The 26,614-nt window shown below is 59.6% G+C and carries 21 protein-coding genes and 6 pseudogenes; 22 read left to right on the top strand and 5 right to left on the bottom strand.

Translation table 11 applies throughout. The features are described from left to right. Window positions 1–36 precede the first annotated feature (36 nt). Entirely contained in the window at window positions 37–708 is a 672-nt protein-coding gene (locus tag ABIA90_RS44560; RefSeq protein ID WP_247457949.1) for an RES family NAD+ phosphorylase, read from the bottom strand. Further along, the gene (locus ABIA90_RS44555) at window positions 705–1,232 is read right to left on the bottom strand and encodes an MbcA/ParS/Xre antitoxin family protein (RefSeq protein ID WP_247457948.1); all 528 of its coding nucleotides are present in this window, start codon (window positions 1,230–1,232) and stop codon (window positions 705–707) included. The genes ABIA90_RS44560 and ABIA90_RS44555 overlap by 4 nt, the downstream gene beginning before the upstream one ends. A gap of 726 nt (window positions 1,233–1,958) precedes the next feature. Between ABIA90_RS44555 and ABIA90_RS44550 the strand changes: the two genes are divergently transcribed. Further along, the gene (locus tag ABIA90_RS44550) at window positions 1,959–3,494 is read left to right on the top strand and encodes a Fic family protein (RefSeq protein WP_247457924.1); all 1,536 of its coding nucleotides are present in this window, start codon (window positions 1,959–1,961) and stop codon (window positions 3,492–3,494) included. A 285-nt stretch (window positions 3,495–3,779) separates the two neighbouring features. Here ABIA90_RS44550 and ABIA90_RS44545 read toward each other — a convergent pair whose 3' ends face one another. Both ABIA90_RS44545 and ABIA90_RS44540 read right to left on the bottom strand, forming a co-directional pair. After that, the gene (locus ABIA90_RS44545; protein ID WP_247457923.1) at window positions 3,780–4,604 is read right to left on the bottom strand and encodes an IS630 family transposase; all 825 of its coding nucleotides are present in this window, start codon (window positions 4,602–4,604) and stop codon (window positions 3,780–3,782) included. Window positions 4,605–5,165: 561 nt separating this feature from the next. Then, complete coding sequence (locus ABIA90_RS44540; protein ID WP_354122217.1) at window positions 5,166–6,218, bottom strand: helix-turn-helix domain-containing protein; 1,053 nt, start codon at window positions 6,216–6,218, stop codon at window positions 5,166–5,168. Window positions 6,219–6,276: 58 nt separating this feature from the next. Between ABIA90_RS44540 and ABIA90_RS44535 the strand changes: the two are divergent. The 16 genes and pseudogenes from ABIA90_RS44535 to ABIA90_RS44460 all read left to right on the top strand — a co-directional run. Further along, window positions 6,277–6,585 (top strand): annotated as a pseudogene (locus tag ABIA90_RS44535) (ABC transporter permease subunit); the annotation flags it as partial. 340 nt (window positions 6,586–6,925) lie between these two features. Further along, window positions 6,926–7,129: a 4Fe-4S binding protein gene (locus ABIA90_RS44530; RefSeq protein ID WP_247457921.1), complete on the top strand. Its 204-nt coding sequence runs from the start codon at window positions 6,926–6,928 to the stop codon at window positions 7,127–7,129. Between the two features lie 126 nt (window positions 7,130–7,255). Beyond that, window positions 7,256–8,299, top strand: a pseudogene (locus ABIA90_RS44525) (ISNCY-like element ISBva1 family transposase); the annotation flags it as partial. Window positions 8,300–9,043: 744 nt separating this feature from the next. After that, window positions 9,044–10,546 carry a nitrogenase molybdenum-iron protein alpha chain gene (nifD, locus tag ABIA90_RS44520; RefSeq protein WP_247457920.1) on the top strand — a complete coding sequence of 501 codons (1,503 nt, stop codon included), beginning with the start codon at window positions 9,044–9,046 and terminating at the stop codon, window positions 10,544–10,546. A gap of 80 nt (window positions 10,547–10,626) precedes the next feature. Next, a complete protein-coding gene (nifK, locus tag ABIA90_RS44515) occupies window positions 10,627–12,186 on the top strand; it encodes a nitrogenase molybdenum-iron protein subunit beta (RefSeq protein ID WP_354122226.1) in 1,560 nt (519 codons plus the stop codon). Window positions 12,187–12,306: 120 nt separating this feature from the next. Continuing rightward, window positions 12,307–13,950: a nitrogenase iron-molybdenum cofactor biosynthesis protein NifE gene (gene nifE / locus ABIA90_RS44510; RefSeq protein WP_247457919.1), complete on the top strand. Its 1,644-nt coding sequence runs from the start codon at window positions 12,307–12,309 to the stop codon at window positions 13,948–13,950. A 9-nt stretch (window positions 13,951–13,959) separates the two neighbouring features. Further along, window positions 13,960–15,342 (top strand): nitrogenase iron-molybdenum cofactor biosynthesis protein NifN, encoded by a 1,383-nt coding sequence (gene nifN / locus ABIA90_RS44505; protein ID WP_247457918.1) that lies wholly within the window; start codon window positions 13,960–13,962, stop codon window positions 15,340–15,342. Window positions 15,343–15,364: 22 nt separating this feature from the next. After that, window positions 15,365–15,760, top strand: a complete 396-nt coding sequence (nifX, locus tag ABIA90_RS44500; protein WP_247457917.1) for a nitrogen fixation protein NifX — start codon at window positions 15,365–15,367, stop codon at window positions 15,758–15,760. A 10-nt stretch (window positions 15,761–15,770) separates the two neighbouring features. Then, window positions 15,771–16,239 (top strand): annotated as a pseudogene (locus ABIA90_RS44495) (NifX-associated nitrogen fixation protein). Between the two features lie 7 nt (window positions 16,240–16,246). After that, window positions 16,247–16,447, top strand: coding sequence for a CCE_0567 family metalloprotein (locus tag ABIA90_RS44490; protein ID WP_018457678.1), 201 nt, complete (start codon window positions 16,247–16,249; stop codon window positions 16,445–16,447). 13 nt (window positions 16,448–16,460) lie between these two features. Beyond that, complete coding sequence (fdxB, locus tag ABIA90_RS44485; protein WP_247457916.1) at window positions 16,461–16,745, top strand: ferredoxin III, nif-specific; 285 nt, start codon at window positions 16,461–16,463, stop codon at window positions 16,743–16,745. Between the two features lie 1,180 nt (window positions 16,746–17,925). Then, window positions 17,926–19,215 (top strand): annotated as a pseudogene (locus tag ABIA90_RS44480) (cytochrome P450). Between the two features lies 1 nt (window position 19,216). Continuing rightward, the gene (locus tag ABIA90_RS44475; RefSeq protein ID WP_247457915.1) at window positions 19,217–19,543 is read left to right on the top strand and encodes a ferredoxin; all 327 of its coding nucleotides are present in this window, start codon (window positions 19,217–19,219) and stop codon (window positions 19,541–19,543) included. Between the two features lie 61 nt (window positions 19,544–19,604). Next, window positions 19,605–20,185 (top strand): annotated as a pseudogene (locus ABIA90_RS44470) (SDR family NAD(P)-dependent oxidoreductase); the annotation flags it as partial. Between the two features lie 154 nt (window positions 20,186–20,339). Next, window positions 20,340–20,766, top strand: a pseudogene (locus ABIA90_RS44465) (cytochrome P450); the annotation flags it as partial. A gap of 510 nt (window positions 20,767–21,276) precedes the next feature. After that, entirely contained in the window at window positions 21,277–21,681 is a 405-nt protein-coding gene (locus ABIA90_RS44460) for a hypothetical protein (RefSeq protein WP_247457914.1), read from the top strand. Window positions 21,682–22,253: 572 nt separating this feature from the next. On the opposite strand, the gene ABIA90_RS44455 is transcribed toward ABIA90_RS44460, so the two are convergent. Beyond that, window positions 22,254–22,844, bottom strand: coding sequence for a hypothetical protein (locus ABIA90_RS44455; RefSeq protein ID WP_247457913.1), 591 nt, complete (start codon window positions 22,842–22,844; stop codon window positions 22,254–22,256). Between the two features lie 326 nt (window positions 22,845–23,170). On the opposite strand from ABIA90_RS44455, the gene ABIA90_RS44450 reads away from it, so the two are divergent. From ABIA90_RS44450 to ABIA90_RS44430, 5 genes are all read left to right on the top strand, one after another. Beyond that, window positions 23,171–23,491 (top strand): iron-sulfur cluster assembly accessory protein, encoded by a 321-nt coding sequence (locus tag ABIA90_RS44450; RefSeq protein ID WP_247457912.1) that lies wholly within the window; start codon window positions 23,171–23,173, stop codon window positions 23,489–23,491. A 36-nt stretch (window positions 23,492–23,527) separates the two neighbouring features. Further along, window positions 23,528–23,821 (top strand): NifU family protein, encoded by a 294-nt coding sequence (locus ABIA90_RS44445; protein ID WP_247457911.1) that lies wholly within the window; start codon window positions 23,528–23,530, stop codon window positions 23,819–23,821. A gap of 18 nt (window positions 23,822–23,839) precedes the next feature. Next, window positions 23,840–25,033, top strand: a complete 1,194-nt coding sequence (gene nifS, locus ABIA90_RS44440; RefSeq protein WP_247457910.1) for a cysteine desulfurase NifS — start codon at window positions 23,840–23,842, stop codon at window positions 25,031–25,033. Then, on the top strand, window positions 25,030–25,251 hold the full coding sequence (nifT, locus tag ABIA90_RS44435; protein WP_018457694.1) for a putative nitrogen fixation protein NifT: 222 nt from the start codon (window positions 25,030–25,032) through the stop codon (window positions 25,249–25,251). Before nifS ends, nifT begins: the two co-directional genes overlap by 4 nt. Window positions 25,252–25,563: 312 nt before the next feature. Further along, a protein-coding gene (locus ABIA90_RS44430; RefSeq protein ID WP_247457909.1) for an IS630 family transposase occupies window positions 25,564–26,512 on the top strand; the annotation gives its coding sequence in 2 pieces (ribosomal slippage) (window positions 25,564–25,899 and window positions 25,901–26,512; 948 coding nt in all). Window positions 26,513–26,614 lie beyond the last annotated feature (102 nt).

Below are 26,614 nucleotides of genomic sequence, written 5' to 3'. Positions count from 1 at the left end.
TACAGGCAGTACGGTCAACTTGGTCGGATATATTTCTCATTTGGACAGTTGTCGCACGTCGATCGTGCGTGCTGTTGCGTGGACCGTGATTTCGAAGTGGTCCGTCTGCACGATATCTACGATGTTGCGCGGTCTATGCGCGACGACGTTGATGCCGGTACGACGCCGTAGGCTGTCGTAAAGAAGCCCCGCACCACCTGACGCACGAATATCCTCGCCAAGCTTTTGCGAAGCATCATGACGTTCGCTCGCATACACGTCGGGGCGTGCTAGTTGCTGCCCTGTGATGTCGAGATAATCCCCTAGCAGCGCAGCGGTGTATGCCCTGTAGGTCCGGCTCATCGTGGCCGTGTTGCGAGCGGCAGCTTCGCGCCGCAGGTGATGACCGACCTCGGCAGCCGCCGTGCGAATATCATCGGCCGCATACCAGGCGCCAAGCTGCGGTCCGTTGAATCTCATTCCGCCGGGAGCGACGTGGAGAAAGGCTGCCATGACGATGCTGGAGTTGGGTGCGCCATATACCCATTCGCTCTGCGGTAGCCGATCGATACGTTCGGCCACCAGACGGTCGTTCGTCCAACCGACGAGCTCCATCACCGCTGACAGATCGGCCGCCGTCGCGACCGTATCGAACACCCCGATAGGAGGAAATTGTGAGGGGATCAGGCGATGGGCAGGCCGTGGCGAGGGTGTGAAAGCGTCCGTCACCGGAAGACGATCTCCGTGTCATCGTAAGGTGTGAAGGCTTCGTCTATCGTGTTTGGCTGCATGTAGAGGCCGCCACGCGCCCCGTCGAGGAAACGACGCACCGAGAGCAACCCATCTTGAGAGCCGTTGGTGATGAGGTCGAGCGGCCGATGTCCGCCGAAGACGATCTCGTTATGTGGACTACGCAGCCAGTCAACGCCGAGGCGTTCCTGAGGAAACAGAATCCCCAGCGCTTGGTGGATACCGAATACCGCTGAAATGCGCGTTAGAACGTCCACATCAAGGGTGAAGGCGCCGTGCTCACGCGCCTGCTTGCACCAGTTATGGTAGGTGGACCGGGATGGATACCCCAAGACCAGCAGGCGCTGCTCTTCCGTCAATCCCCACAGATCCGCGATAGCGAGGAAAGTCCGTAAAGCTGGGGCGCTCAGCCGCCTTCGGTTGGCCGGAGCAAATCGTGACCTATCAAGTCGCTGAGGGCCTTTTGACGCCTCAGCTGGGGTCGGCTTGCGCTTATTTAACATAGGCCGCTCCTTTTTTCAAATATGGATATAGTCCAAATCTGGACAAATGGCAACCTCAAAACTCCTAGTAGTGGAAAGCGCTGGCATCCGGTCTCGTCCGGGCTTGGGGGACCATCGCGTTCCCGGCTACGGGCATCGCGTCCATGCTGGACTACGTTTCTGGCTACTCTTCGGCCTCGGGGACGGTCGTCCTGTGGAACAGGAGGTCGGTGGTTCGAGCCCACCCAACTGTACCAGCGAAATCAACATCTTAGAATCAAATGGCGTCGGAGTTAGCGATCAATAGCTACCGAATAGCTACCACGGTGATTTTATAGAAGCGTAAGTTGTGATGATTGCGGGCTCGAGGCCCTGCCGAGCGGGGCGGCGAAGAACGCCGCTCTTGGCGTGAAGAGTGGGATCGAGGAGTCGCTGAGCATCCGACCACGCAGGAGTTCGAATCTCTTCGGGCGCGCCACCTGCGAATAAAAGTGGGCACTCCGGCGGGGCTGCGCCGCCGCCCATCACAAGCCGTTCCAGGACTGACTTTCGGCCGATTATGCGAATTTCCGCATCATCCACTTCGACCTGGTCGATGACGGAAATGTCGCGACTTTGCAATATTTTTCAGGTTGCTGCTAATTGAGAGAAGGTTTTTCACGATGTAGAAGTGAAATTCGACAATGGGCGTCTTTGGAGAAGAAATTTCAGGGACCCGGCCAGAGAGTGTTTTTCAGAGGACTTTGAGTGAGCGCGCAATTTTCAGGATCGGTGAGCGTTTTTCATGACCGAAGGCTGCCGGAAGCTGCCGTCCCGGTGGGTTACGCTGCCCTGATCGACGCTTATAAGTTGCCCGTTCCTGTCCCCCGGACCCTTTCGGCGATTGGCAGCAAGCACCGCATTATCGAGCAGGGCGGCTGGCGCATCTATACGCCGCGCCACGCGCCGGAGGCCTCTCTTGAGGGACACTTGACTTTTGCTCTCAAGAACGAGGGCGTGGACCTTGCCGTTCTGAAGCGGCTTTTCCTCGCGGTTAAGGAAGGCGAGATCGCGGAGCTTGTACGGCAGAAGCCTACCGGCCTCTACGCCCGTCGTATCTGGTTTCTGTACGAGTGGCTGCTTGGCTGTGAGCTAAAGCTGCCGCCCGCAGACAAGGTCTCATATGTGGATGCGGTCGATACCGAACTCCAGTTCGCAGGGGCCGGCGAGAATTCGACCCGGCATCGTGTCCGCAACAACCTTCCCGGTACGCCGGACTTCTGCCCGCTCGTGTTCAAGTCTGCTGCGCTGAGCGACTTTATCGCGCAGGACTGGAGGGAGCGCGCGCGCGCGGTCGTCAGCGCAGTTCCTAAGGACCTGCTCGCGCGGACGGCTGCGTTTCTTTTGCTGAAGGATTCGAAGTCCAGCTACGTGATCGAGGGAGAAAGGCCGCCACAGGATCGTATTCAGCGGTGGGGCCGCGCTATCGGGGAGGCGGGTCGCGCGCCGCTCGATGAGCAGGAATTTATGCGCTTACAGAGCATCGTCATCGGCGACGAGCGCTTTGTGAAGCTGGGCTTCCGCCAGGAAGGCGGCTTCGTCGGTGAGCACGACCGGGATACGCAGCGGCCCATTCCCGATCACATTGACGCGCGGCATGAAGATATTGCGTCGCTGATGGCGGGCTTGATTGCTTTCGACCATAATGTCGAGAACGATCTCGATCCCATCATCGCTGCAGCAGTACTGGCATTTGGGTTCGTCTATATCCATCCGTTCGAAGACGGCAACGGGCGTATCCACCGCTACCTGATGCATCACGTTCTCGCGCGCCGAGGGTTTAATCCTGCTGGACTGCATTTCCCGGTGTCGTCGGCGATCCTCGATAGGATTACGGAGTACAAGACTGTGTTGGAGAGCTATTCTAGCAGGTTGCTTCCCTGCGTCCAATGGGAAGCTACCCAGAAGGGCAATGTAAAGGTTCTCAACGATACGGCCGACTTCTACCGTTTCTTCGATGCGACGCCGCATGCTGAGTTTTTGTACGAATGCGTGCGCCAGACGATTGAGCAGGACCTGCCCAACGAAACTAACTTCCTTCGTAACTTCGACACGTTCCGTGCTGGCATCGATAACATGATCGATATGCCCGAGCGGACGCTCAACAACCTGTTCAGTTTCCTGCGGCAGAACAACGGCGCGCTTTCCAAGTGGGCAAGGGAGAATGAGTTCACGCAATTGACCGCAGAGGAAGTGGCGAAGATCGAGGAGTTGTACCGAGCCTCGTTCCAGGAGAGCGCATGATCGAATTTCGACAAGTCGATCTAACTCGTAACGAGCATCCGTGGGGCGGGAATTAGCCGATGGCGTATTTATCGCTGATCGACGCGGCTACCCACAGTGACCTCGTCACGGTATCGCGCAGACACTTCCTCGGGGGTAAGGAATTTGGCCTCCGTCATTCGTCATCTCCATCACTCCGCCGCACCAGAGGTCACGGTCGAGATGGCTGAGATGTTGGCACCCAGAATGACGGAAGAAAACGATATTCTCGATGACACTGCATAGCTCGCGTCAAACGCGGACGAGTTAGAGCGTTAGCCGATCAGGTTGCAAATATCCTGCGGCGGCGAAGTAGTTTGTGGATTCTGCGGGCGAGTAAGTGTCGACGATGCGGCCAACGGCATCCCAGAGACCATTGACGGAGCGTTCGGCAGCCTTTCGGAGATTTGCTTTGAGTTTGGCGAAGGCGTTCTCGATGGGATTGAAGTCGGGGCTGTAGGGCGGAAGATAGAGGAGCGTTGCGCCGGCGGCTTCGATCATCTCGCGTATGCGCGGCCCTTTGTGGCTGGAGAGGTTGTCCATAATGACAACCGCGTCTTTTGGAAGCTCGGGCACGAGCACCTTTTCCACATAGGTCTCGAAGGCATCGCGGTTGATAGGGCCGTCGAGCACCCAGGGCGCGATGATGCCGCTCGTGGTTAGAGCGGCCACGCAGGTTGTTGTTTTCCAGTGGCCGTGCGGAACGGCGGCTCGCAGACGTTCGCCGCGCTGGCAGCGGCCATGTGTTCGCGCCATGTTGGTCGATGCCCAGGTCTCATCAATGAAGACGAGCCGGTCCCGATCGAGCAGACCTTCTTTGCTCAGGCCATCACGCAATTCCTCGATGGTGATATCGGGGGTTGCCTTGAGCAAGGCCAGGATCGTCGCCTGATGGACATCGATCCGGTGGGATTTGCGATCTCCGCCCTGAGCTTTTGGCTGGGCATCCCCTTGCTCTCGCTCGCGCATCCGCCACCGGCTGACGCTCGCCGCGCTTACACCAAACCGTTCGGCAGCTTGCCGGCCGGATACCCCGCCCGCAATGGCCGCAAGCACTCGTTCACGAAGGTCCATCGACAGCGGTTTTGCCATGCCCGCCGGCCTCCTGTCCCGGCGGGTAGCTTGAATCACCAAAACGCTGATTTGCGAATCCGCAACGATTCAGTCAGATGGGCTAACTCTCTAGCGCGTCGACCTTCGTTGATAGTCGCAAGATGGCGTAAGGGAGCGTAGTAAAAATACTTGCGCCTCTCGGCCCCAGGTACACGATGTATCGAAGGCTGCGGGCGGCCTTCATGTCGGACCTGAAAGGGAAATTGCACAAGAAATCCGAACGCCATCGAGCCGGCCGCTCCAAGCTGGTCGGCGTTCAGGATTTAGCTCGGCGACAAACCCTGGTACTGCCTACCTTAGCATCAGGTCTGTCGCGAGGCTGAAAGCGGATCCGGGCGACGGCGGCGATCCTGGCCGCGCACTACGCCTCGGGGGACCACATGGCCCGCGCTCGCCTGCCTCCAGCCGAGCCATGAGCTCGTTGCCCCACGCTCAACGCGGCTTCAATGACCGTCCCGATGTAGATCCAGCTTGAGCTTGTCTTGGTATACGCCAATCCGCTTCTTTGCTCGCTCAATGACGTCGCCGAAGTGCAGCAGCTCAAAGTAGGTCTCGCCCCAATGGCTGCCGAGTACGAGGGTCCAAAAGGGGGCTCGACTGGAACCATCCCTGGCCGACTGAAAACGGAGTCCAGGTTCCGCTTAGTCGCAGCGGATTGACAGTGTCGCCGATAAGATATCCGTAAAATTTCCTTAGCCGGCCCCCTGACTTGGCCGCAAGCAAATGAGCGTACTCTGAAAGGTCGCCGACATGTTCGTCCATCGATACTCCCGGCGCCTTGAATTCGACGATAATGGCGGAGCCCTCTTTACTGAACAGAGCAATGTCTGGCCGCTTGCCGCCATTGTCATCTGCGCGCTTGGCAAGCAGCTTTTGAAATTCCCGATCGATGTCATTTTCGAAAACACTTTCGCTGTCATTCCAGCGGATGCTTGCTAGTGGAACGTCTGACGCAATGTAATCGTAGTAGTGGTATTCCTCGCTCAGCAGCCAAATGTCGTGGTCAGCAATCTCAGTGCTGTCTTTCCGCATCGGAAAGAAGATGCTGTGGATGATCTTCTCGTCCTTTCGGCGGCCACCCGAAATCACATATCCCGCTTCCTCACCCTGATGCGTGTAGGGTTCTTTGCCGCTTTCGGAGCCAGGAGGGAATGTGCATCTCAGAAGCTCGAGCTGCCGGCCAAGATTGGGGGACAGAAGCTCATCAGTAATGCCACCTACGAAGGTCAGTTTCCGTCGTGAGCTTGCTCTCACAACATAGTCACGCAAATCGCTGTCATCATCGGCCTTCGGCGGAAAAAACCAGCTGATTGTGACCCCCAACGCTCGGCTGATACTATGAAGAGCTTTCACCGAAGGGCTCGAGACCCCACGCTCGATCTGACTGAGATATCCCTTTGACAAGCCCGCGGCGTCGCTAAGTGCGTCGAGCGTGATGCCACGCGCCTTGCGTAAGTTCTTGATTTCTCCTCCGATACGGTGGCCGACATTGAGCAATTCTTCCAGGTTGACGGGTTGCTCAGCCTGCTCTGCCAGTCCCTCCAGATTGGAAGGGCGCAGCATTTTGGGCGGCGTCCTGATCATCGAACTCATATTCGCTCCTTGAATCGATCGAGTGCAGGCGGAACGGGATCAATTCCGCTTATCTCTATTGAGCCAACTGGTAACCGGCATCGCGACGGGCGGCATCTATGCCTGCATGGCACTCGCCATCGTGATGATATACCAGGCGATCCACCACCTGAACTTTGCGCAGGGCGAGATGGCGATGTTCTCAACCTTTGTCGCCTGGCAACTACTTCAATGGGGCCTTCCCTACTGGTTCGTGATCCCGCTAACTGTGGCGCTCTCCTTCGTTGGCGGAATAGCCGTCGAGCGCATTATCATTGGGCCACTCGGCGACGCCCCAGTCTTGAGCCACGTCGTTGTCTTTATCGGCCTTTACGCGGTCATCAACAGCCTGTGACCGGAGGTTTGCCGAGATCCGGCGTAAACGTGGGTCGGCTCGCGGCTTCTAGTCGCGGTGTCGGTTTCAGAATCGTCGAGCGTCGCTTGCTCCGCGCTGCCGTGCCAGACAAATCAACGGAGCTCGCAGCCGTCGAGTCGCGACTAACCTTCGGAGTAGGCCCGAGGGTTCGCATGTTGACATTGAGTGGGCTCGCTGCTGTCGCAGATGCAACATGGTCTCAGACCCGAGACAGCACAATTGGGAAAAGTGCTTGTTATTGAGCGCGTCTGTGTTTGGCATGGGATTTGAAGGGAATCGCCAATGGCATCGCTTGCCTAAGGAGTTGGAACGCATGGCTTACAAGATCGTCGCTTCGCAATGCACCGTTTGTGGGGCATGTGAGTTCGAGTGTCCCAACGCGGCGATCAGCCTCAAGCGCGACATTTACGTTATCGATGCCAAAAAATGTACGGAGTGCGAGGGCCATTGCGAAACGCCGCAATGCGCGGTCGTCTGTCCGGTGCCTGACACCTGTGTCGCGTCTAAGACAGCATAAGCAGCCCGCGTCAACGAAGTAGTAGATCTCGAGCTTAGGAGGCCGCCGACCGCATGGGGCGCAGCGGTCGATCAACATCGTTATCGCTTGAGGCGCTGATCGACTCCGAGCAGCCCCCGAAGGGCTCTGCCAGTAAGTGATCTTCGCGAGTGGATGCAGGGCGCCGATAAGGTGCTGGCGGGCGAGCAGATCGTAGCCGCGGTGCAGCGAGCCCTGGCGAAGCGGTGCCCGAAGAGCCGCAGTTGTGGTCGGCTCGGCATGCTGGCAGAGGTGGTGTTGCGCCTGTTCGTTCTTATGCACATCCGGAACCTGAGCTATGGTGCTCTGGACGAGAGGAGCGCGCCGAGCTCGTCTGCCGCGATTTCTCGCGGGTGGGCCGTGGCAAGATGCCGGATGCCAAGACCATGGGCCGGTGGGGTCTGGCGGCCGGCTCTGAGGTGCTCCGCGATCTGCTCGTGACGAAAGCGCAGGACAACGGCGTCATTGCAGGCGAGCGGATGCGCGTGAACACGTCCGAGGTGGAAACCAACATTCACCATTCGACCGACAGCACATTGCGGAACGGCGTGCGGGTGCAGACCGGACTGGAGGGCCTCCGCGAGGACCCCGATAGGATGTTGCCGCTGGTGCTGGACGTGATGCGTCAAACCCGGCCCGCATCTTCCACGGCGACACTCTTGTGGAAGATAAGGTTCTCAGCGTGTTCGATCCGTCGACCGAGCAATGCCGGCAAGCCCGAATGACGTCGGCAAAATGATCAAGCTGGTAGAGGCCGAAAACCAGATCATTGTCGACTACGAAGTCTATGCTCGGTGCCCCGTGATTGCGATCTGTTGATCCAGGCCGTCGCAACCCACCAGGTCAAGCTGGGGCGCGCGCCGCGGGGTGGCGACTGACTTCGGGTTCTACTCTGCCTGGAATGAGGCCGCTGCGAGAGTACGGGGGTCAAGCGGGTTGCATTCCCAATCGATCGAGAAAAAAGGCCCTGAGCGCATCGCGAACAGAAGAAGCGCCGGTTCCGCGACGGCCAGAAATGGAGCACGGGATGTGAAGGAAACATCAGCGTGGCTAACCGGCGAAATGGTCTCAATCGGTCCCGATACAAGGGTGACCCCGCGAATGCAGCGCTGGGTCGCCTTCAGCGTGATTTCTAACAACCACGTCAACATCGTCTCTAATCGAGATACTGAAGCGAGCTGCAACGACTGCCGAGGCTTGCGCCCTTGTAGGCTCTCGCGGGTTAAGGATCGATCAGCCCCACGTGCTCTCCGCGTGATCGGGTGTCGTTACATTTGAGCGCGTGTCCCGAGATCGACTGGAATGACAAGCGAAGCGAAAGATCGCGCGTTAGTGAAACATGCGTTCCAGCCATTTCGCTGGGCGAAAGCGCAGGTAATTGTTTGGTTTCAGACATGGCGTTAGCGGGTACGCCTGTCGGTGCCAGACAGGGTGAGGTTTATAACAATCCTCATCCTGCCGGCTATCCAGCTCTAGAGACTTGAGTTTTTGTATTCAACCACCGCTGGCACACTCGTTGCAGATCCCTGCGCAATAGACGGCTGTTAGCCCTGCATCGACATGCAGAGGGACAGGCCGCCGGATGGCACGTGAGCGAGTAAAGAAGCGGATATGACCAATCGGTGGAGGGCGGGCATGACATCACCCAGACGCATCTTGGTCAGCGATCCCGGGGCAAATCAACAGCGTCACACACGGTGCTCGCATGCGCTCAGCCGAGATGAAATACAACATCTGATCGACCGCTGCGGCACGATCAGAAGCTGGCGAAGTTGCGACCGGTAAGACCTGCAGGAAGATTGCACGCTTTAAACCTGAACGCCGGATCGGAAATCCGTCGGTCCACCGGAAAAGCGCCGCGTCTTGATTTGACACGACAATGGAAAGGAATTGTGTATGAGCCGAGCAACTACCGAAAGCGTCGCAGAGATCAAGGCGCGCAACAAGCAACTAATCGATGACGTGTTGAAGGTCTACCCAGAGAAGACGTCTAAAAGGCGTGCCAAGCATCTGAGTGTTCACGAGGCGGGCAAGTCGGATTGCGGCGTCAAGTCGAATATCAAGTCCATTCCGGGCGTGATGACCATCCGTGGCTGCGCCTACGCGGGCTCCAAGGGCGTGGTCTGGGGGCCGATAAAGGACATGATCCACATTAGCCACGGTCCGGTCGGCTGTGGTCAGTACTCATGGGGCTCGCGACGCAACTACTACGTCGGCACGACCGGCATCGACACGTTCGTGACACTGCAGTTCACTTCCGATTTCCAGGAAAAGGATATCGTGTTCGGCGGCGATAAAAAGGTCACCAAACTCATTGACGAGCTCCAGGAGCTATTTCCTCTCAACAGGGGCATCACCATTCAGTCCGAATGTCCGATCGGTTTGATCGGCGACGATATCGAGGCGGTCTCCAGAGAAAAATCAAAGGAATATGGCGGCAAAACCATCGTGCCGGTGCGGTGCGAGGGTTTTCGCGGGGTATCACAATCGCTCGGCCATCACATCGCGAACGACGCCGTCCGAGATTGGATCTTCGACAAGAGTGCCCCAGAGGTCAGCTCTAAATTTGAGCCGACGCCGTATGATGTCGCCATCATCGGCGATTACAACATCGGTGGCGACGCCTGGTCGTCACGGATCCTGCTGGAAGAAATGGGCCTGCGCGTCATCGCCCAGTGGTCCGGTGATGGATCTCTCGCTGAATTGGAGGCAACGCCGAAGGCGAAGCTCAACATACTACATTGCTATCGCTCGATGAACTACATCTCACGGCACATGGAGGAAAAATTCGGGATTCCCTGGTGCGAGTACAATTTCTTTGGGCCTTCCAAAATCGCTGAGTCCCTGCGCAAAATTGCAAGCTTCTTCGATAATAAGATCATGGAAGGCGCCGAGCGCGTCATTACGAAATATCAGCCGCTTGTCGATGCGGTGACCGCGAAATATCGGCCGCGGCTCGATGGCAAGACCGTAATGCTGTTCGTCGGCGGCCTACGTCCTCGCCACGTCATCGGCGCCTATGAGGACCTCGGCATGGATGTTGTCGGCACAGGCTATGAGTTCGGTCACAACGACGACTATCAGCGCACCGCCCAGCACTACGTCAAGGACGGCACGCTGATCTATGACGATGTCACCGGCTACGAATTTGAGCGCTTCGTAGAAAAGATCCGGCCCGACCTCGTTGGCTCCGGTATCAAGGAAAAATACGTCTTCCAAAAAATGGGCGTGCCGTTCCGCCAAATGCATTCCTGGGACTACTCGGGTCCTTACCACGGTTATGACGGCTTCGCGATCTTCGCCCGAGACATGGACATGGCAATCAACTCCCCGATCTGGGGGAAGACCACCGCACCTTGGAAGGACGCTCCGCGGCCGAGCCTCATGGCGGCGGAATAGGAAAGCCGACGCCCGGCCCTTTCTTCAACAGAGGAGGGGAAGGGCAGGAGAACGAACACAAGAACCTGAAGAGTGCCATGATGACACAGAACGCCGAACACATCCTCGACCACTCTGAGCTTTTCCGGGGAGACGAATACCAGCAGATGCTGGCCAATAAGAGGGCGCTATTTGAGAATCCGCACGATCCCGCCGAAGTCGACCGTATCAGAGAATGGTCCAAGACGCCCGAATACCGCGAGAAGAACTTCGCCCGCGAGGCGCTAACCGTTAATCCGGCGAAGGCTTGCCAACCGCTAGGTGCGGTGTTCGCCGCGCTCGGGTTCGAGCGCACACTGCCGTTCGTCCACGGCTCCCAGGGTTGCGTCGCGTATTATCGCAGCCACTTGTCGCGGCACTTCAAGGAGCCGACTTCGTGCGTCTCCTCGTCCATGACTGAAGACGCGGCTGTGTTCGGGGGGCTCAACAACCTGACCGACGGGCTTGCCAACAGCTACAACATGTACAAGCCGAAGATGATCGCGGTCGCCACGACTTGCATGGCGGAAGTCATTGGCGACGACCTCAACGCCTTCATCAAAACATCAAAGGAAAAAGGTTCAGTCCCCGCGGACTATGACGTGCCATTCGCTCACACTCCTGCATTCGTCGGTAGCCACATCACGGGCTACGACAACACGCTGAAGGGCATCCTCGAGCATTTCTGGGATGGTAAAGCCGGCACAGCGCCTAAACTCCAGCGCAAAGCGAACAACTGGATCAACTTCATCGGTGGCTTCGACGGCTACACTGTCGGAAACATCCGTGAGATAAAGCGGATCTTCGAGCTGATGGGGATCGGCTACACGATCCTCGCGGATAACAGCGATGTGTTCGATACCCCCACCGACGGCGAGTTCCGCATGTATGATGGCGGCACCACACTAAAGGATGCCGCGAACGCAGTCCATGCGAAGGCAACCATTTCCATGCAGCAATATTGTACGGAGAAGACGTTGCCCTTTATCAAGGGGCACGACCAGGAGGTCGTCGCCTTCAATCACCCGCTGGGTGTCAGCGCCACGGACGATTTCCTGATGACGCTGTCGCGTATCACCAACAAGGCAATTCCAAATGCGCTGGAGCGGGAGCGCGGGCGTCTGGTAGACGCAATGGCTGACTCTAGCGCGCATGTTCACGGCAAGAAGTTCGCGATCTACGGCGATCCCGACCTCTGCTATGGCCTGGCCGCATTCTTGCTGGAGCTTGGCGCTGAGCCGACCCACGTGCTCTCGACCAACGGGAGTAAGGCCTGGGAGCAGAAGATGCAGGCGCTGTTCGCGAGCTCGCCGTTCGGTAAAAACTGCCGCGCCTTCCCGGGCAAGGATCTCTGGCACATGCGTTCGCTCCTGTTCACAGAACCAGTCGATTTCCTGATGGGTAACACCTACGGCAAGTATCTCGAGCGTGACACTGGAACGCCGCTAATCCGCATCGGGTTTCCCATTTTCGATCGCCATCATCACCATCGTTATCCAGTGTGGGGCTATCAGGGTAGCATGAATGTGCTGGTCAAGATTCTCGACAAGATCTTTGATGAGATCGATAGAAAAACCAGCTCGGTTGGCAAGACAGACTACAGCTTCGACATCATACGCTAAGGCGAGCGCCCCGCCTCATCGTCCGCAGGAACAGCGGCGCTGCGGCGGGGATCACAGGTTATCCGCCGGCCCATCCTCTTGGTCTGTGCGGATGTCTTGACATCCCCCGAAAGACACACCATGACTTCGCTTCCCACGACCATACAGGACGTCTTTAACGAACCGGGCTGCGCCAGGAACGCGAGCAAGTCGAACTTCGAGCGCAGGAATGGATGCACCAAGCAGCTGAAGCCGGGCGGCGTCGCCGGTGGGTGTGCCTTCGATGGCGCCAAAGTCGCACTGCAGCCCTTCACCGACGTCGCCCATCTCGTGCATGGTCCAATCGCCTGTGAGGGCAATTCTTGGGACAATCGCGGTTCCGGCTCCTCCGGCTCCGATCTGTGGCGCAGAAGCTTCACCACGGACATGAGCGAGACCGACATCGTGTTCGGCGGCGAGAAGCGGCTGTACAGGGCAATCAAGGAGATCACAGAGAAATACGACCCGCAGGCCATCTTCGTCTACCAGACATGCGTGCCCGCAATGATCGGTGACGACATCGATGCGGTCTGCAAGGCGGCGTCCGCCAAATTTGGCAAACCGGTCATTCCCATCAATGCACCGGGATTTGTGGGGTCGAAGAACCTTGGCAACAAGCTCGCAGGCGAAGCACTGCTGGAGCACGTCATCGGTACCGGAGAGCCCGATTACACCACTGCGTATGACATAAACATCATCGGCGAATACAACCTGTCCGGCGAGCTCTGGCAGGTCAAGCCGCTGCTCGATGAGCTCGGAATCCGGATCCTGTCCTGCATCTCGGGGGACGGCAAGTATCGCGAGGTGGCTTACTCGCACCGAGCCAAAGCCGCGATGATGGTCTGCTCAAAGGCAATGATCAACGTCGCACGCAAGATGAGGCAGCGCTACGGCATCCCGTTTTTTGAAGGCTCGTTCTACGGTATTGAGGATTCCAGCGATTCACTACGCCAGATCGCGCGCATGCTGATCGAACGCGGCGCGCCGGCTGAGCTGATGGAACGCACGCAAGCCCTGATCGCACGCGAAGAGACCAAAGCCTGGGCTGCGATTGAACGTTTCAAGCCACGCTTTGCCGGCAAGAGGGTTGTTCTCATCACCGGTGGCGTGAAATCCTGGTCGATGGTGGCCGCTTTGCAAGAGGCCGGGCTCGAGATCGTCGGCACGTCGGTGAAGAAATCGACCAAGAAGGACAAGGAACGTATCAAGGAGTTAATGGGCCAGCACGCCCACATGATCGAGGACATGTCGCCTCGCGAGATCTACAAGATGCTAAAGGACGCAAAAGCCGACATCATGCTCTCCGGCGGCAAGTCGCAATTCGTCGCACTAAAGGCGGCGATGCCGTGGCTCGATATCAACCAGGAGCGCTGCCACGCCTATATGGGCTATATCGGGATTCTCAAGCTCATGGAGGAGATCGAGAAAGCGCTCTACAATCCGATATGGGATCAGCTCCGCCAAGCCGCACCATGGGATGAGTTCGACCGAAAGCGTCAGGCAAAGACGGCTGCGCAGATGTATGCGCAAGCCGCTGATCCAGTTCGAGACGCGAGCAAGAACGGCGTCAATACGATAAGTCTCTCCAATGAAAATGAGGCCAGCGGTGGCGAGAGCGCGATTGCGGCGCATGGCCTGAACCTCGCAAAGGCCGCCAAGCCGTGCACCAATTCCGCCGCACGGTGCGTTGCTTGTAAGGACATTCGTTCCGATCTGCAGCCCCCGACGCTGCAGGCGGCGGAGTAGGGGAACGGCATGGCGATCGTCACTACCTCGAAGAAAGCCTGTTCGGTCAATCCGCTCAAAATGAGCCAGCCGATCGGCGGCTCATTTGCCTTCCTGGGTCTGCGCGGCGCGATGCCGCTTTTGCACGGCCCGCAAGGTTGCACCTCCTTCGGGCTAACGCTGTTCGTGCGCCATTTCAATGAAGCCGTGCCGATGCAGACGACCGCCATGAGCGAGGTTGCCACCGTGCTCGGTGGCCACGAGAATCTCGAACAGGCGATCCTCAACATTTACAATCGCGTCGAGCCCGAGATCATTGGTATCAATTCGACTGGCGTCACCGAGACCAACGGCGATGACGTCGAAGCATTCATCCGGTTGATCCGACAGAAGCATCCAAAGCTCGAAAAGCTCCCCCTTGTCTACGTCTCGACGCCGGATTTCAAGGATGCCTTTCAGGATGGCTGGGGCAAGACGGTGGCGCGGATGATCGAGATTCTTGTGGCTCCCGTCGACACAGCGAGATCGCGCGATATCTCCCGCGTCAACGTGCTACCTGGATGCCACCTCACGCCCGGCGATCTCGACGAGCTTCGCACGATTTTTGAGGATTTTGGGCTCAAGCCCTCGTTCCTGCCGGACGTCGCCGGTTCGCTGGACGGTCACATCCCCGACGAATTCACGCCCACCACGATCGGGGGCATTGGAGTGGACGAGATTGCGACCATGGGGCAGGTGGCCTGGACGATCGCGATCGGCGCGCAAATGCGCCGCGCGGCCGAGGCCATGCAGGTGCGGACAGGCACGCCGTTCCGTCTGTTCGAGCGGCTCTGTGGCCTTATCCCAAATGACGAATTCATCGCCTTCCTGAGCCAGATCAGCGGCCGGTCGGTGCCCTGGAAATATCGCCGGCAGCGTGGACAACTGGCAGACGCCATGCTGGATGCACATTTCCATATCGGCGGCCGCAAGCTCGCGATCGGCGCCGAGCCGGACTTGTTATTCGATCTCTCCAGCTTGCTCCACGAGATGGGCGCACAGGTAAGTGCTGCGGTGACGACGACCAACTCACCGGTGCTCCAGCGGGTCAGGACCGAGGACGTCCTGATCGGCGATCTGGAGGACCTTGAAGAGCTTGCCAGGTCGCGTGACTGCGACCTCTTGATGTCGCATTCACATGGTCGCCAGGCCGCTTCGCGACTCAATGTCCCGTTCTTCCGGGTAGGCTTTCCGATGTTCGATCGCCTTGGCGCTGCGCACCTCACGATCGTCGGCTATCGCGGCACGCGCAATCTGATCTTTGACATCGCCAATCTGATCATCACCGACCGCGAAGCCAACCATGGGCCGACGCCCGACACCTGGCGATCAACCTGCGGCGGCCCGCAGGTCCATCCGCCCCAGTTGCATTGAGCAGGGAGAGAAAACAACCCGGATGAAAGTTGCATTCGCCACTCAGGACTTGAAGCAGGTCGATGCCCACTTCGGCTGGGCCAAGAACATTGCGATCTACGAGGTCGGCCCCAACGGGCATCGGTTTATTGAGGCGATCCAGTTCGACGGTGACCTCACCGAAGACGGCAATGAGGATAAGCTCGCGCCGAAGATCGAGGCGATCAGGGAGTGCGCAATCCTCTATGTTGCGGCGATTGGCGGCTCGGGTGCTGCGCGAGTCGTCGCCAGGAACATCCATCCGATGAAGGTGCTGCAGCCAGAGCCCATCCACGACCTTTGCGTCAAACTCGAAACCGTGCTGAAGGGCTCGCCGCCGCCCTGGCTGCGGAAGCTGCTCACCAAAAGCCGGGAACGTACGGTGGATTTCGAAGCCTGAAGGAACAAAGATGGCTGATCCGTCTGAAGTCACTCCAGCCGCCGCCGCGGCGGAAGGGCCACTTCTGAAAGAGCTCGTCAAGATCTGGCGCGCCCAGGACACCCACGGCGCCTGGGGGGCAAAAAGGATCTCGAGCTGTTCGAACCCTACGTTCTCGACAACCGCAAGCGCGGTGCGCTGCCGATCGTCGGCAATCCCGACCCGGACACGACATCGCGACTGGAGCTGTTCCTCGACGCCGTTGTGCTCTCGGTCGAGACGGCAACCGATGTGATGATCTCGCCAATGCTGAAGATGCATCGCGAAGGGTTCGGTCGGATCGTGCTGATCGTCGGCCGGCTCGTTGTCGTGAGCAAGCAGCTGCGCGACGTGCATCGCTTTGGTTTCGACCATCTCTCTGATCTCGCCAATCAGGCGACAAATTCGTCAACAGTGGCGTTGAGATGATCCGTAAGTTCCCGGAAGTGGCGAGTTGTTGAGGCTAGTGTGAGCGATATCGAAACTCTGAAAGCGGAAATAAAGAAGCTGTCGGCCAAGGCGACCCAGGCCAAGATGGACCTCCACGATCTCTCCGAGGAGCTGCCGGTCAACTGGTCGTCGATCCTGAGCGTGGCTCAGAAGGCCCACGCTGCCTTCAGCGAGCTCGAAAGCAAGCGCCAATATCTCGAGGCGCTGGACAAAACATAGCGGACGGTTAGCCATGTCATTCAGGACCCGCGACGGTCGCAATTGGAGGCCGGACTACCTGGTTTCTATCGATCTCAACAAGTGCATCGGCTGCGGCCGCTGCTACAAGATCTGCGGCCGTGAGGTCATGACGCTGAAGGGGCTAAGCGAGGGTGGCGAGATCATCGACCTCGACGCGGACGACGATGAGCTCGAAAAGAAGGTCATGGTGCTGAAGGACGAAGGCGCTTGCATCGGCTGCAGCGCCTGCGCCCGGGTGTGCCCAACAAACTGTCAGACCCACACACTACCTGGTTGATTTAGCTTTCTCCGACGAGATCGACGAGTGAGTTGTCAGATACAAGCTGGTAGGGAACGCCCAGATCCGACTTGTTCTAACGCGAAGCCGGCAGTTGCCGAATCGGCCGCGACCTCGCATGGGCCCCGGCGGCGAAGGCCAGCAGGATCGTGAAAACGACAATGCCGACACCGTCGTTGAAGAGTGAGTCGCCCTGCTTGTCGACCTCGAGACTTTCAGCTGCCTTTACATTTTGAGCGCACCTATGACCGCCACCGGATCGGTCAGGCTGATGAGAGCGCCAAACACCAGCGCCCAGGACAGCGGCAGCGACTAAGCAAGGAGACCAGCGGCCTGCCAGAATAGAAAGCCAACGATAAACGTCGACGTGAGCGTGGTGAAGGTGGCAAGCTCGATTACGGGTACGGCGCGGCTTACCAATTGCGAGATCGACGTGGAGCGCTCCACCGAAGAGCAAGAATGCTAGTATCCCGTTCATGACAACCGACGTGAAGTCGATCTGGAGCACTGTCGTTGTTAGCGCTTCGAGCAGATGCTGTTCTGGCGACGAACGCAGAGATCCCGCGTTTACCTGACGCTTCTGGCTCGATTGCAAGGCTCGCGAATAGTGATGACGAACGGTGGATCAGCATACCATAAGCCCTGTGCAAAAAAGGCGGGCTTCGTGCCCCAACCCTTTATTGGGAACGCGTGTGCGCGGATCTCATCATGGCCTGGCTGCAACAGCAGTCCACTTGCCAGAGGCCGGATATATTTAAGCAACTGGAATCGGCATTCAGGAGAACTGATAAAGAAGGTGTCGCCAGTCTGGCGTCTGACGACTATCCGACACTGTTCTGTCCCCTTTGTTGGTCCGCGACACCGGCCTAGTCCGCCGAGCTCTTGTCTGGCCTCAGTTAATCCGCTGAAAAGCAATCACAATCTTTTTCTTCTGTTGGGTCGGCCAAATTGGCACGAGTTTTGACACTCCTTCGTTGCGAGCCGGGAGCCGCCGACCGACGTTCATTTCGTGGATGACACCGCGATCGATGGAACGAAGAAAGAAAATCAAAATGTCAAATCCGCATCAGACAGCATTCTATGGGAAGGGGGCCTCGGCGAAATCGCCCCGATGTACTCCGCAATTTGCCCGGGCGCCTGGCGCGCGCCGGACAGATCAGCCAGCCAACAGGTAAGCAAGATGGACGTGCAAGAAACCACGGCAGCATGCCGGACGCCTTCGCCGAACTGGCGTCGCCAGCGCGCATCCACGACCCGTGTCCGTTTATGCGGTGGTTGCGCGAGCACGATCCGGTGCATCGCGCGGCGTCGGGCCTCTTTCTGTTGAGCCGCCACGCCGACATCTACTGGGCGCTCAAGGCCACGGGCGATGCGTTTCGGGCGCCGGCGCCGGGCGAACTGGTGCGCTATTTTCCGCGTGCGGCGACCAGCCTGTCACTCAATCTGCTGGCGTCTACACTAGCGATGAAGGACCCACCGGCGCATATGCGTCTGCGCCGGCTGATCTCGCGCGATTTCACCATGCGCCAGATCGAGAACCTGCGGCCGAGCATCGCGCGCATCGTCGCAGCGCGCCCGGACGGCATGGCGCCCGCGCTGGAGCGTGGGAAGCCGGTGGACCTGCATCGGGAATTCGCGCTGGCCTTGCCCATGCTGGTCTTGGCCGAACCTGTTCGGCATGCCCCAGGACGACATGTTCGGGCTCGCCGCCGTCATCGGCCCCATTCTGAGAGGCCTGGGCCCGCACGCCAGCGACCCCCAGCTGGCCGCGGCGGACGCGGCCAGCGCCAGGGTGCAGGCCTACTTCGGCGACCTCTATACAGCGTAAGCGCACCGATCCCCGCCACGACATCGTGTCGATGCTGGTCGGCGCACACGACCACGATGCCGACACGCTGTCGGATGCGGAGTTGATCAGCATGCTTTGGGGCATGCTGCTGGGCGGCTTCTCAACCACTGCTGCGACCATCGACCATGCGGTCTTGGCGATGCTGGGGTATCCCGAACAGCGGCACTGGCTTCAGGGAGACGCCGTGGGGGTGAAGGCATTGGTCGAAGAAGTCCTGCGCCGCGATTCGCCCGTCATGTTCAGCACCACTATGCGTATCGCCCGGCGCGACATCGAATTGGGCGGCGTGGTGATCCCGAAGAACACGGACGTGCCCGTGCTGATCGCGGCCGGCAATCGCGACCCGGACGCCTTCGCCGATCCCGACCGCTTCGATCCCGCGCGGTTCTACGGCACCAGTCCTGGCATGTCGACGGACGGGAAGATCATGCTGAGCTTCGGCACGGCATCCGCTGCTGCGTCGGTGCGCAACTGGCCAGGGTGCAGTTGGCCGAGAGCCTGCCGCGGATCCAGGCGCGCTTCCCCACGCTGGCATTGGCTAAGCCGCCGACCCGGGAGCCCTCCGAGTTCCTTAGGACGTTCCGCGCGCTGCCGGTGCTGCTGCATGCGCAGGGGGGCTGAGATGCGCGTCGTGATCGACCAGGATCTGTGCGCAACCAGCGGGCAGTGCGTGCTGACGCTGCCGGGCAACTTTCGCCAGCGCGAACCGGACGGCGTGGCCGAAGTGTGCGTGGCGACGGTCCCGCAGGCGCCGCACGCGGCCGTGCGGCTCGCGGCCAACCAATGCCCAGTCGCCGCCATTCGGGTCATCGAAAGCGACGTTGGCGATGACGAGCGCGCCAGCGCCGACCCTGCGCCTTCTCCGGCGGAGGCCGAGCGGCATGCCGCGAAAGACCAGCGCAATCCAGGAGGACACGATGGCGGTTTGAAGGCAAGGTGGCCGTGGTGACCGGCGCTGGCGCCGGCATCGCCAAGGCCGCGCCCTCGCCATCGCGCGCGAGGGCGGCAGAGTGGTGGTGGCCCACATTGAAGGCTCGGCGGCCATCGCCTGCACCGCGCAGATCGCGGCCGAAGCGGGCCACGCGGCTGGCCCTGGCCATGGACATCGCCGACGCGCAGTCGGTGGCAGCGCTGCTCGAGACGCCGAGCGGCACGTCGGTGGGGTTGACCTGGTGAACAACGCGAGCGACATGCATCTGACCCCGCGCCACCGCGCGATCCTCGACCTGGACCTGGCGGTCTCGGATCAGACCATGGCGACCAATCTGCGCGGCACGCTGCTCTGCTGCCGGCAGGCCATATCGCTCGCGGCGGTGGCGCGATCGTCAACAAGTGGTCGTGCCAGGCGCTCAGCGGTGACACCGCGCAGACGTCCTACGCCGCGTCGAAGGCGGGGATGAAAATGCTGTCGGCCTCGCTCGCCACCCAGTACGGTCATGCGCAGATCCGCTGCAAGGCGATTGCGCCGGGTCTCGTCATGACCGAGCGTCTCCTCGCCATCTGGACGAGTGCATGCAACGGCATCTGCGCCGGCACCAGCTCCTGCCGCGCGTCGGCTGCCCCGAGGGACGTGGCCGCGCTGGTGGCATTCCTGCTCTACGACGATGCTGCGTTCATCACCGGCCAGGTCGTGTGCATCGACGGCGGCATGCTGGCGCATGTGCCGACGTACGCCGACGGTCGCAACAGCCGCGCCGCGCGGCCTGCAGGCACACGGCCGAAGCGGCCGCGGCGCCGCGCTGCTGATGGACATGCTGCTCAACCCGCTGGACCGTCGGCACCGGCTGCGGCACGACATCCCGCTCCGTGCGCGGCGCTTTCCCCCTGGTCGGGCATCTTCCCGCCATCGTCTGCGACCTGCCGCGCCTGCTGCGGCGCGCGGAACGGACGCTGGGCAGCCACTTCTGGCTGGAGTTCGGCCCTGCCGGACACCTGATGACCTGCGTGGATCCGGATGCGTTTGCACTGCTCCGGCACAAGGACGTGTCCTCGGCGCTGATCGAAGAGATCGCGCCCGAATTGCTTGGCGGAACGTTGGTTACCCAGGACGGCGGCGCGCACCGGCGGGCGCGCGATGCGATCAAGGCGGCGTTCCTGCCCAAGGGGCTGACCCAGGCCGGCATCGGCGATCTGTTCGTGCCCGTCATCCGGGCGCGGGTGCATGCCGGAAGGAGGTCCGCATAGACAAGAGCTGGGAGAGCCTGTTCGACGGCGACATCGGCTTGTCGATCGGCGATGGCAAGAAGATCAGCTGCAGAACGCGGTTGTGAATCATGAGGCGGAGACGTATGCCCTTCTTCGCCGGGTTTGCCCGGATTGCCAAACGTTCCGACCGGTCAAGCACTACACGACACGCCGGATCCGAACCGTCTTCTGCACCGTTGAGGTTCGCAATCCGCGATGGATGCTGTGCCGGAATGCCATCCAGGGGCGATCGAGCGACACCGGAGCTTATGGAACTGCCGGCGCGGCTAGGAAGCATGCTGCCCTACCGGCAGGCGCCGAAGGTGATGCCCGATTTCCTGCCCACTGAACCGACTGAGACGCATGCGACGGACAACGTACCATCAGGATCGGCAAGCGGCTCAACGACCAGGTCATGCAGGAAACTGGCGTGCGAGGTCGCAAACGGATGACCGATGCCGGCTTGAGATGCAGCTTCCCGGAGCTCGGCGCAAAGAGTTGGTCATCAGCATCGATACGGCGCACCTTCGTAGCGATGATCAACATTCGGCGCGAAATTGCGAGCTCGTCGTGGCCAGATGCGCCCGCGGAGGACGGGGAGAAAGGGGCAGTCGCTATTTCTTAACCGGCAGCACCGATCATCAGGCAATCCGTGATCGTGCTCTTCGCCCTCTCCAGGAAGTCGGATATCGCGGCTTTGGGGATGTGACGGTAATCTCGGACGGGGCCGAAATCCTAAAGCGGCTGCCCGGCGCCATGCCGAAACCAACGACCCACATCATCGACTGGTTTCATATTGCCATGGAGATCCAGCGCATACAGCAGATCGCCGATCGCATCGTACGATCCCGATCAGGCCCCTTTGAGCGCTTCCAACCATCGGCAGGGACATCAGAGCTGTGAAGTGGCGTCTGTGGCATGGGCGGGTCGGCAGCGCGATCCGCGACCTGGAGCAACTTCCTAGGACAGATTCAGTTGCGGCATTCTGCGTAGCTTCGGTTCGTTCTCTCAACATTGAAGACGTGCGGCCAACTCTGCTCAGCTACCGCTTGGCCGGGTCGGTTTCCATCATTCATGGGCGCAGCTCGTCGATAACTTCGGCTGGCGAGCATCGAACGCCGCGACATCTCTGCGCCACGCAGGCTGGCAAAGGCCTGGAGCATAGCGCCAAAGCCGAACCATACATCGGCGATCCGCCCTCCGAAATGTGACCGCGATCATCAACCGATGAGCATTGGATTCTCCGGATCCCTCATGGATGCAGTCAGGCGGACGGTCGCGGCCAGCCACCCCTCAGTGCAACGACAGTGCTCTTGGCCAACACACGACTAGCAGAGTGGCCGTGTGATCTCCCGAAAGGTAGGCCGATAAGTCTATGACCAGGATTTGTCAGAGCCAGTCCCGGCGAAGCGGGCGCAGTGACCCTCTCACGGCATACTCGTCGAGCTGGCGAGAGAGAGGTCTGAGGTAATGCCTCAGACGGGGCGGTTTTCGCTTCTGTTCTTCACCGGCTCCATTTTGGCCAGGCCGTCCTCGTATGAAACTTCCGTGTATGATCCACCGATGTCCTTGGCCGCGTCGAGCAGGTAGTCGAGCCTACCGGCCGCACCGAGCTTCTTGATGTCATTCTTGTCGACGCCGGCGAGGTCCATCATCTCCTTCCACACAGTTGATTCGTCGCAAGGCAGAATGCGGAAGGTGATGTCGCCTATCTTGGTGCGGTATTTCGCGAGCAGATCAATGTTGTTGCAGAACATGAAATAGCTGCCTTTGGGGCTCAGCCTGCCATCCAGAACCTTTGCGGCCTGAGGTAGATAGGCGAAGGAGTGCAGATATCCGGCAAGGACTGGGATGGTCGGTTCGCCTTCCTGCGCGATTGCAAGAACTTGTTCGATGGAATAGTCCGGCGGTCGTTTTTCGTCGGCGAGCTGGGCTTGGAACTTCAGCGCGATGTCGCCCCGAAATCCAAATCGCCCCGACTTCGTTGTCTCGGTCTTAAGCACCGCATTCAGCAATCGCCCCTCCTTGTCCAAATGGCCAAGAGCGGTTTTGTCGATCGACGTCATGGAAGGCTCCTCATCAATCTGTAGTGTACATGCAGGCCCAATGCGGCATGTCCGCCAACCTTGTGCAAGTTGTTTGCCATGCGCCTATGTCTGTAGCGACGCACAGCGTAAGCGGCGGCTCGGCGCAATGTGCATGAATACGTGCTGGCACCATCACGAGGTCTCGGCCGGATGAGGTCGGGACGCCGGAAAACCGCCTGTCTCAAAGCCGACAGGTCGCAAATCGTATGGTCGCCGCCTGCAAAACCAATCGATTTCAGCTGCATCCGGACTGGCATGGGATTTGCGAATTGTGCCTCGCGACAGAAACTGAGAGCGAGCCAGAAATGATCAACCTAACGGATAGCGCCATCAACGCACTGAAGGCCGCAATCTCCTCGACAACCCAGCCGGCAGGCGGTTTGCGGGTCATGGTCGAAGGCGGCGGTTGCCAAGGGTTCACATACAGAATGGGTCTTGCTCATGAGCCGGTCTCCGATGAACCCGTGTTCGAGCAAGACGGGATCAAAGTCTTCGTCGACAACGCGAGCCGGGCGCATCTCAATGGCACCACGATCGATTTCGTGGTGTCGCTCGAAGGATCAGGGTTCCGCTTCGATAACCCAAATGCCAAATCGAGCTGCTCCTGCGGCAAATCGTTCAGCTGAGCGGCCTTCGGACCATTCGCAAAAGGAGCATCGAACATGGGCCTGAAGGCTGAACGAACGAAGCAGTCTTCGAATGCAGAGGCTTCCGATCGCGAGCGGATTATCCGCGCCGTGCTCGATGACGTTCGGCCAAGCCTCAGGCGTGATCGTGGCGATTGTGAGCTCGTCGAAATCGAAGGCAACAAGCTCATGTTCAGGCTCACCGGCGCCTGCATGTTATGCAAGCTTGCGGGAGCGACGCTCGCGGCCATTCAGGCGCGCCAGGTCGAGCGGCTCGGCGAGTTCGTCCGCCTGATCCCGCTCCCCGGAGCTGCCAAAGTGGGGCCTTAAGTGCAGAGCGGACAATCCGTGCGGCCGATCTACCTGGATAACAACGCGACGACCCGTGCACATCCTTTGGTGGTCGCGGCAATGCTGCCGTTCTTCGCTGGGCAATTCGGCAATCCGTCGTCCGGGCATGCATTCGGCATTGAGGTTGCGCCCGCATTGAAACAAGCGCGCCGGAAGCTGCAGGCCCTCGTTGGCGCGGCATTCGATCACGAGATCGTCTTCACCTCGGGGGCAACTGAATCCGACAACACCGCGATCCTGTCCGCGCTCGCCGTGCAGGAAGGACGCGACGAGATCGTCACTACGGCCGTTGAGCATCCAGCCGTGCTGTCCCTTGCCGAGGAGCTGGGCCGACGAGGAATCAATACCCATGTCATTCCGGTCGATGCAAGCGGCCGATTGAACATCGAGGCTTATCGCAACGCATTGTCGAGGCGCACGTCAATCGCCTCGGTCATGTGGGCCAATAATGAGACCGGGACGATCTTTCCGGTGAAATCCCTCGCCAAGATGGCGCGCTCAGTCGGCGCGCTCTTTCACACCGATGCGGTCCAGGCGGTCGGGCGGATTCCGATTGACCTGAAGACTACGGACATCGACATGCTGTCGCTCTCCGGCCATAAGGTTTATGGTCCGAAGGGAATCGGCGCGCTGTATGTGCGCAAGGACATCAAATTCCGACCGCTGATCTTCGGCGGCGCACAGGAGCGGCATCGCCGCGCTGGCACCCAAAACGTTCCGGGCATTATTGGGCTCGGCAAGGCGGCGGAACTCGCTGCGGCAGGCCTCATAGAAGAGCAGATGCAGATTGGCGTGCTTCGCGACCGGCTGGAGCAAGGCATTCTCGCTCTCGGCTGTTGCATCGTGCTTGGTGATATCAAGAACCGCTTGCCAAATACGTCCAACATCGCATTCGAGCATCTCGAAGCAGAGGCCATCGTCGACCACCTGAACCACAACGGAATTGCCGTCTCGCTCGGTTCAGCCTGCGCGTCCGGCTCGATGGAGCCGTCCCATGTCCTGCGCGCGATGAGAGTACCACCGGCCTTTTTGCGCGGTGCGGTTCGCTTCTCGCTGTCGCACGAGACGGCGCCGGATGAGATCGATCGTGTCCTGCAAGTCCTGGCGGACATCAATGCCAAACAGAGAGCCTTGTGGCGTGCGTGTCAGGAGCGCGCGGGTGAGAGCTCACAACTTGCGGAGCTCCTATGAAGGTCATGATTCGCCGTTCGCCCGAGACGGGGCTTTCGATTTATGTGCCCAAGAAGGATCTTGAGGAGTCGATTGTCGAATGTGAGCACGAGACGCTGTGGGGTGGTTGGATCAGAATCGCGAACGGGTGGGTGCTCGACCTACCCGCGATGGCGAGTGACACCATCCTTCCAATTACTATCAATGCCAGGAAGCGCGGCGGCGAAGCAACCGAATGATGAATGCTGCGACTCCACAGAACCTCGCCAAACCAGCGGATGCGGAAGCTGTTCTTGGCGCAGCGGTCCGGCCTTTGCGAGGAAGGCCACATCATTCCCTGGCTTTGGCTTGGCGTGATCGAAGGTTCAGCCCAACGTGCCGATGACTCCGGAAGCGGTCGAAGCGTTCTTGGGAACCAAGATGGCGCCGACGCATGGTGCCAAACGCAATACTCGGCCTAGAGCGTTTCATTGCTTAATTGAATCGGAGGGGATTCCGGTTTTTGGCGGATTGTGATTCAAGATGCTGACTGGATTGGAGGCCAGCATCGCATGACCCGACCTCTTTCCCTGGATCTTCGCGAGCGAGTGGTGGCGTCGGTTTTGGCGGGCGAGAGCTGCCGGTCTGTGGCAGAACGGTTTGGCGTTGCGGTCTCGTCGGTTGTGAAGTGGGCACAGCGGCGGCGGGCGACCGGCTCGGTTGTGCCTGGCAAGATGGGCGGTCACCGCAAGCCTGTGCTTGATCCGCACCGCGCCTTCATCGTCGAGCGGATCACTCAGACGCCACACCTGACGCTGCATGGTCTCAAGGCGGAACTGGCAGCCCGTGGGGTCAAGGTCTCACACAACACGGTCTGGCTGTTCCTGCGCCGGGAAGGGCTGCGGTTCAAAAAAAACACTGTTCGCTCTCGAACAGGCTCGCGCCGACGTCTCTTGTAGGCGCCAGCGTTGGCGATCCTGGCAGGCCGGGCTCGATCCGGGCCGGCTCGTCTTCATCGACGAGACCTGGATCAAGACCAACATGGCCCCTTTGCGAGGCTGGGGCCCCAAAGGGGCACGCCTGCGCGGCTTCGCCCCGCACGGTCACTGGCGTACCCTCACATTCCTCGGCGCGCTCCGCCATGACCAACTCACGGCACCCTGCGTCTTCGACGGCCCGATCAACGGCGAATGCTTCCGCGCTTATGTGAAGCACCTTCTCCTGCCAACCCTGCGCGAAGGCGACATCGTCATTCTCGACAATCTCGGAAGCCACAAGTCGAAAGCTGTCAGGCAGATGATCCAGGCTGCTGGCGCCAGGCTCTGGTACCTGCCGCCATACTCGCCCGACCTCAACCCAATCGAACAGACCTTCTCCAAGATCAAACACTGGATGCGGCAAGCTCAGAAGCGCACCATCGAGGACACTTGGCGCCACATCGGTCACCTCGTCCAGGACATCCAGCCTCGCGAATGCGCTAACTACTTCGCAAGCGCCGGTTACGCTTCCGTCAAAATGTGAAGCGCTCTAGCATTACAGTTGTCTTTTTGATTTGACATGAGCGCGTTGAGCGGCAGCCTGATGAGCTCTGCGCCAGAAAGACCATGCGATGATGCGTGCGGG

The organism is Bradyrhizobium sp. LA6.8, assembly GCF_040547935.1.
GTDB lineage: Bacteria > Pseudomonadota > Alphaproteobacteria > Rhizobiales > Xanthobacteraceae > Bradyrhizobium > Bradyrhizobium barranii.
Note: the sequence above shows the minus strand (reverse complement) of the source record. Positions and strands in the feature narration are given on the sequence as shown.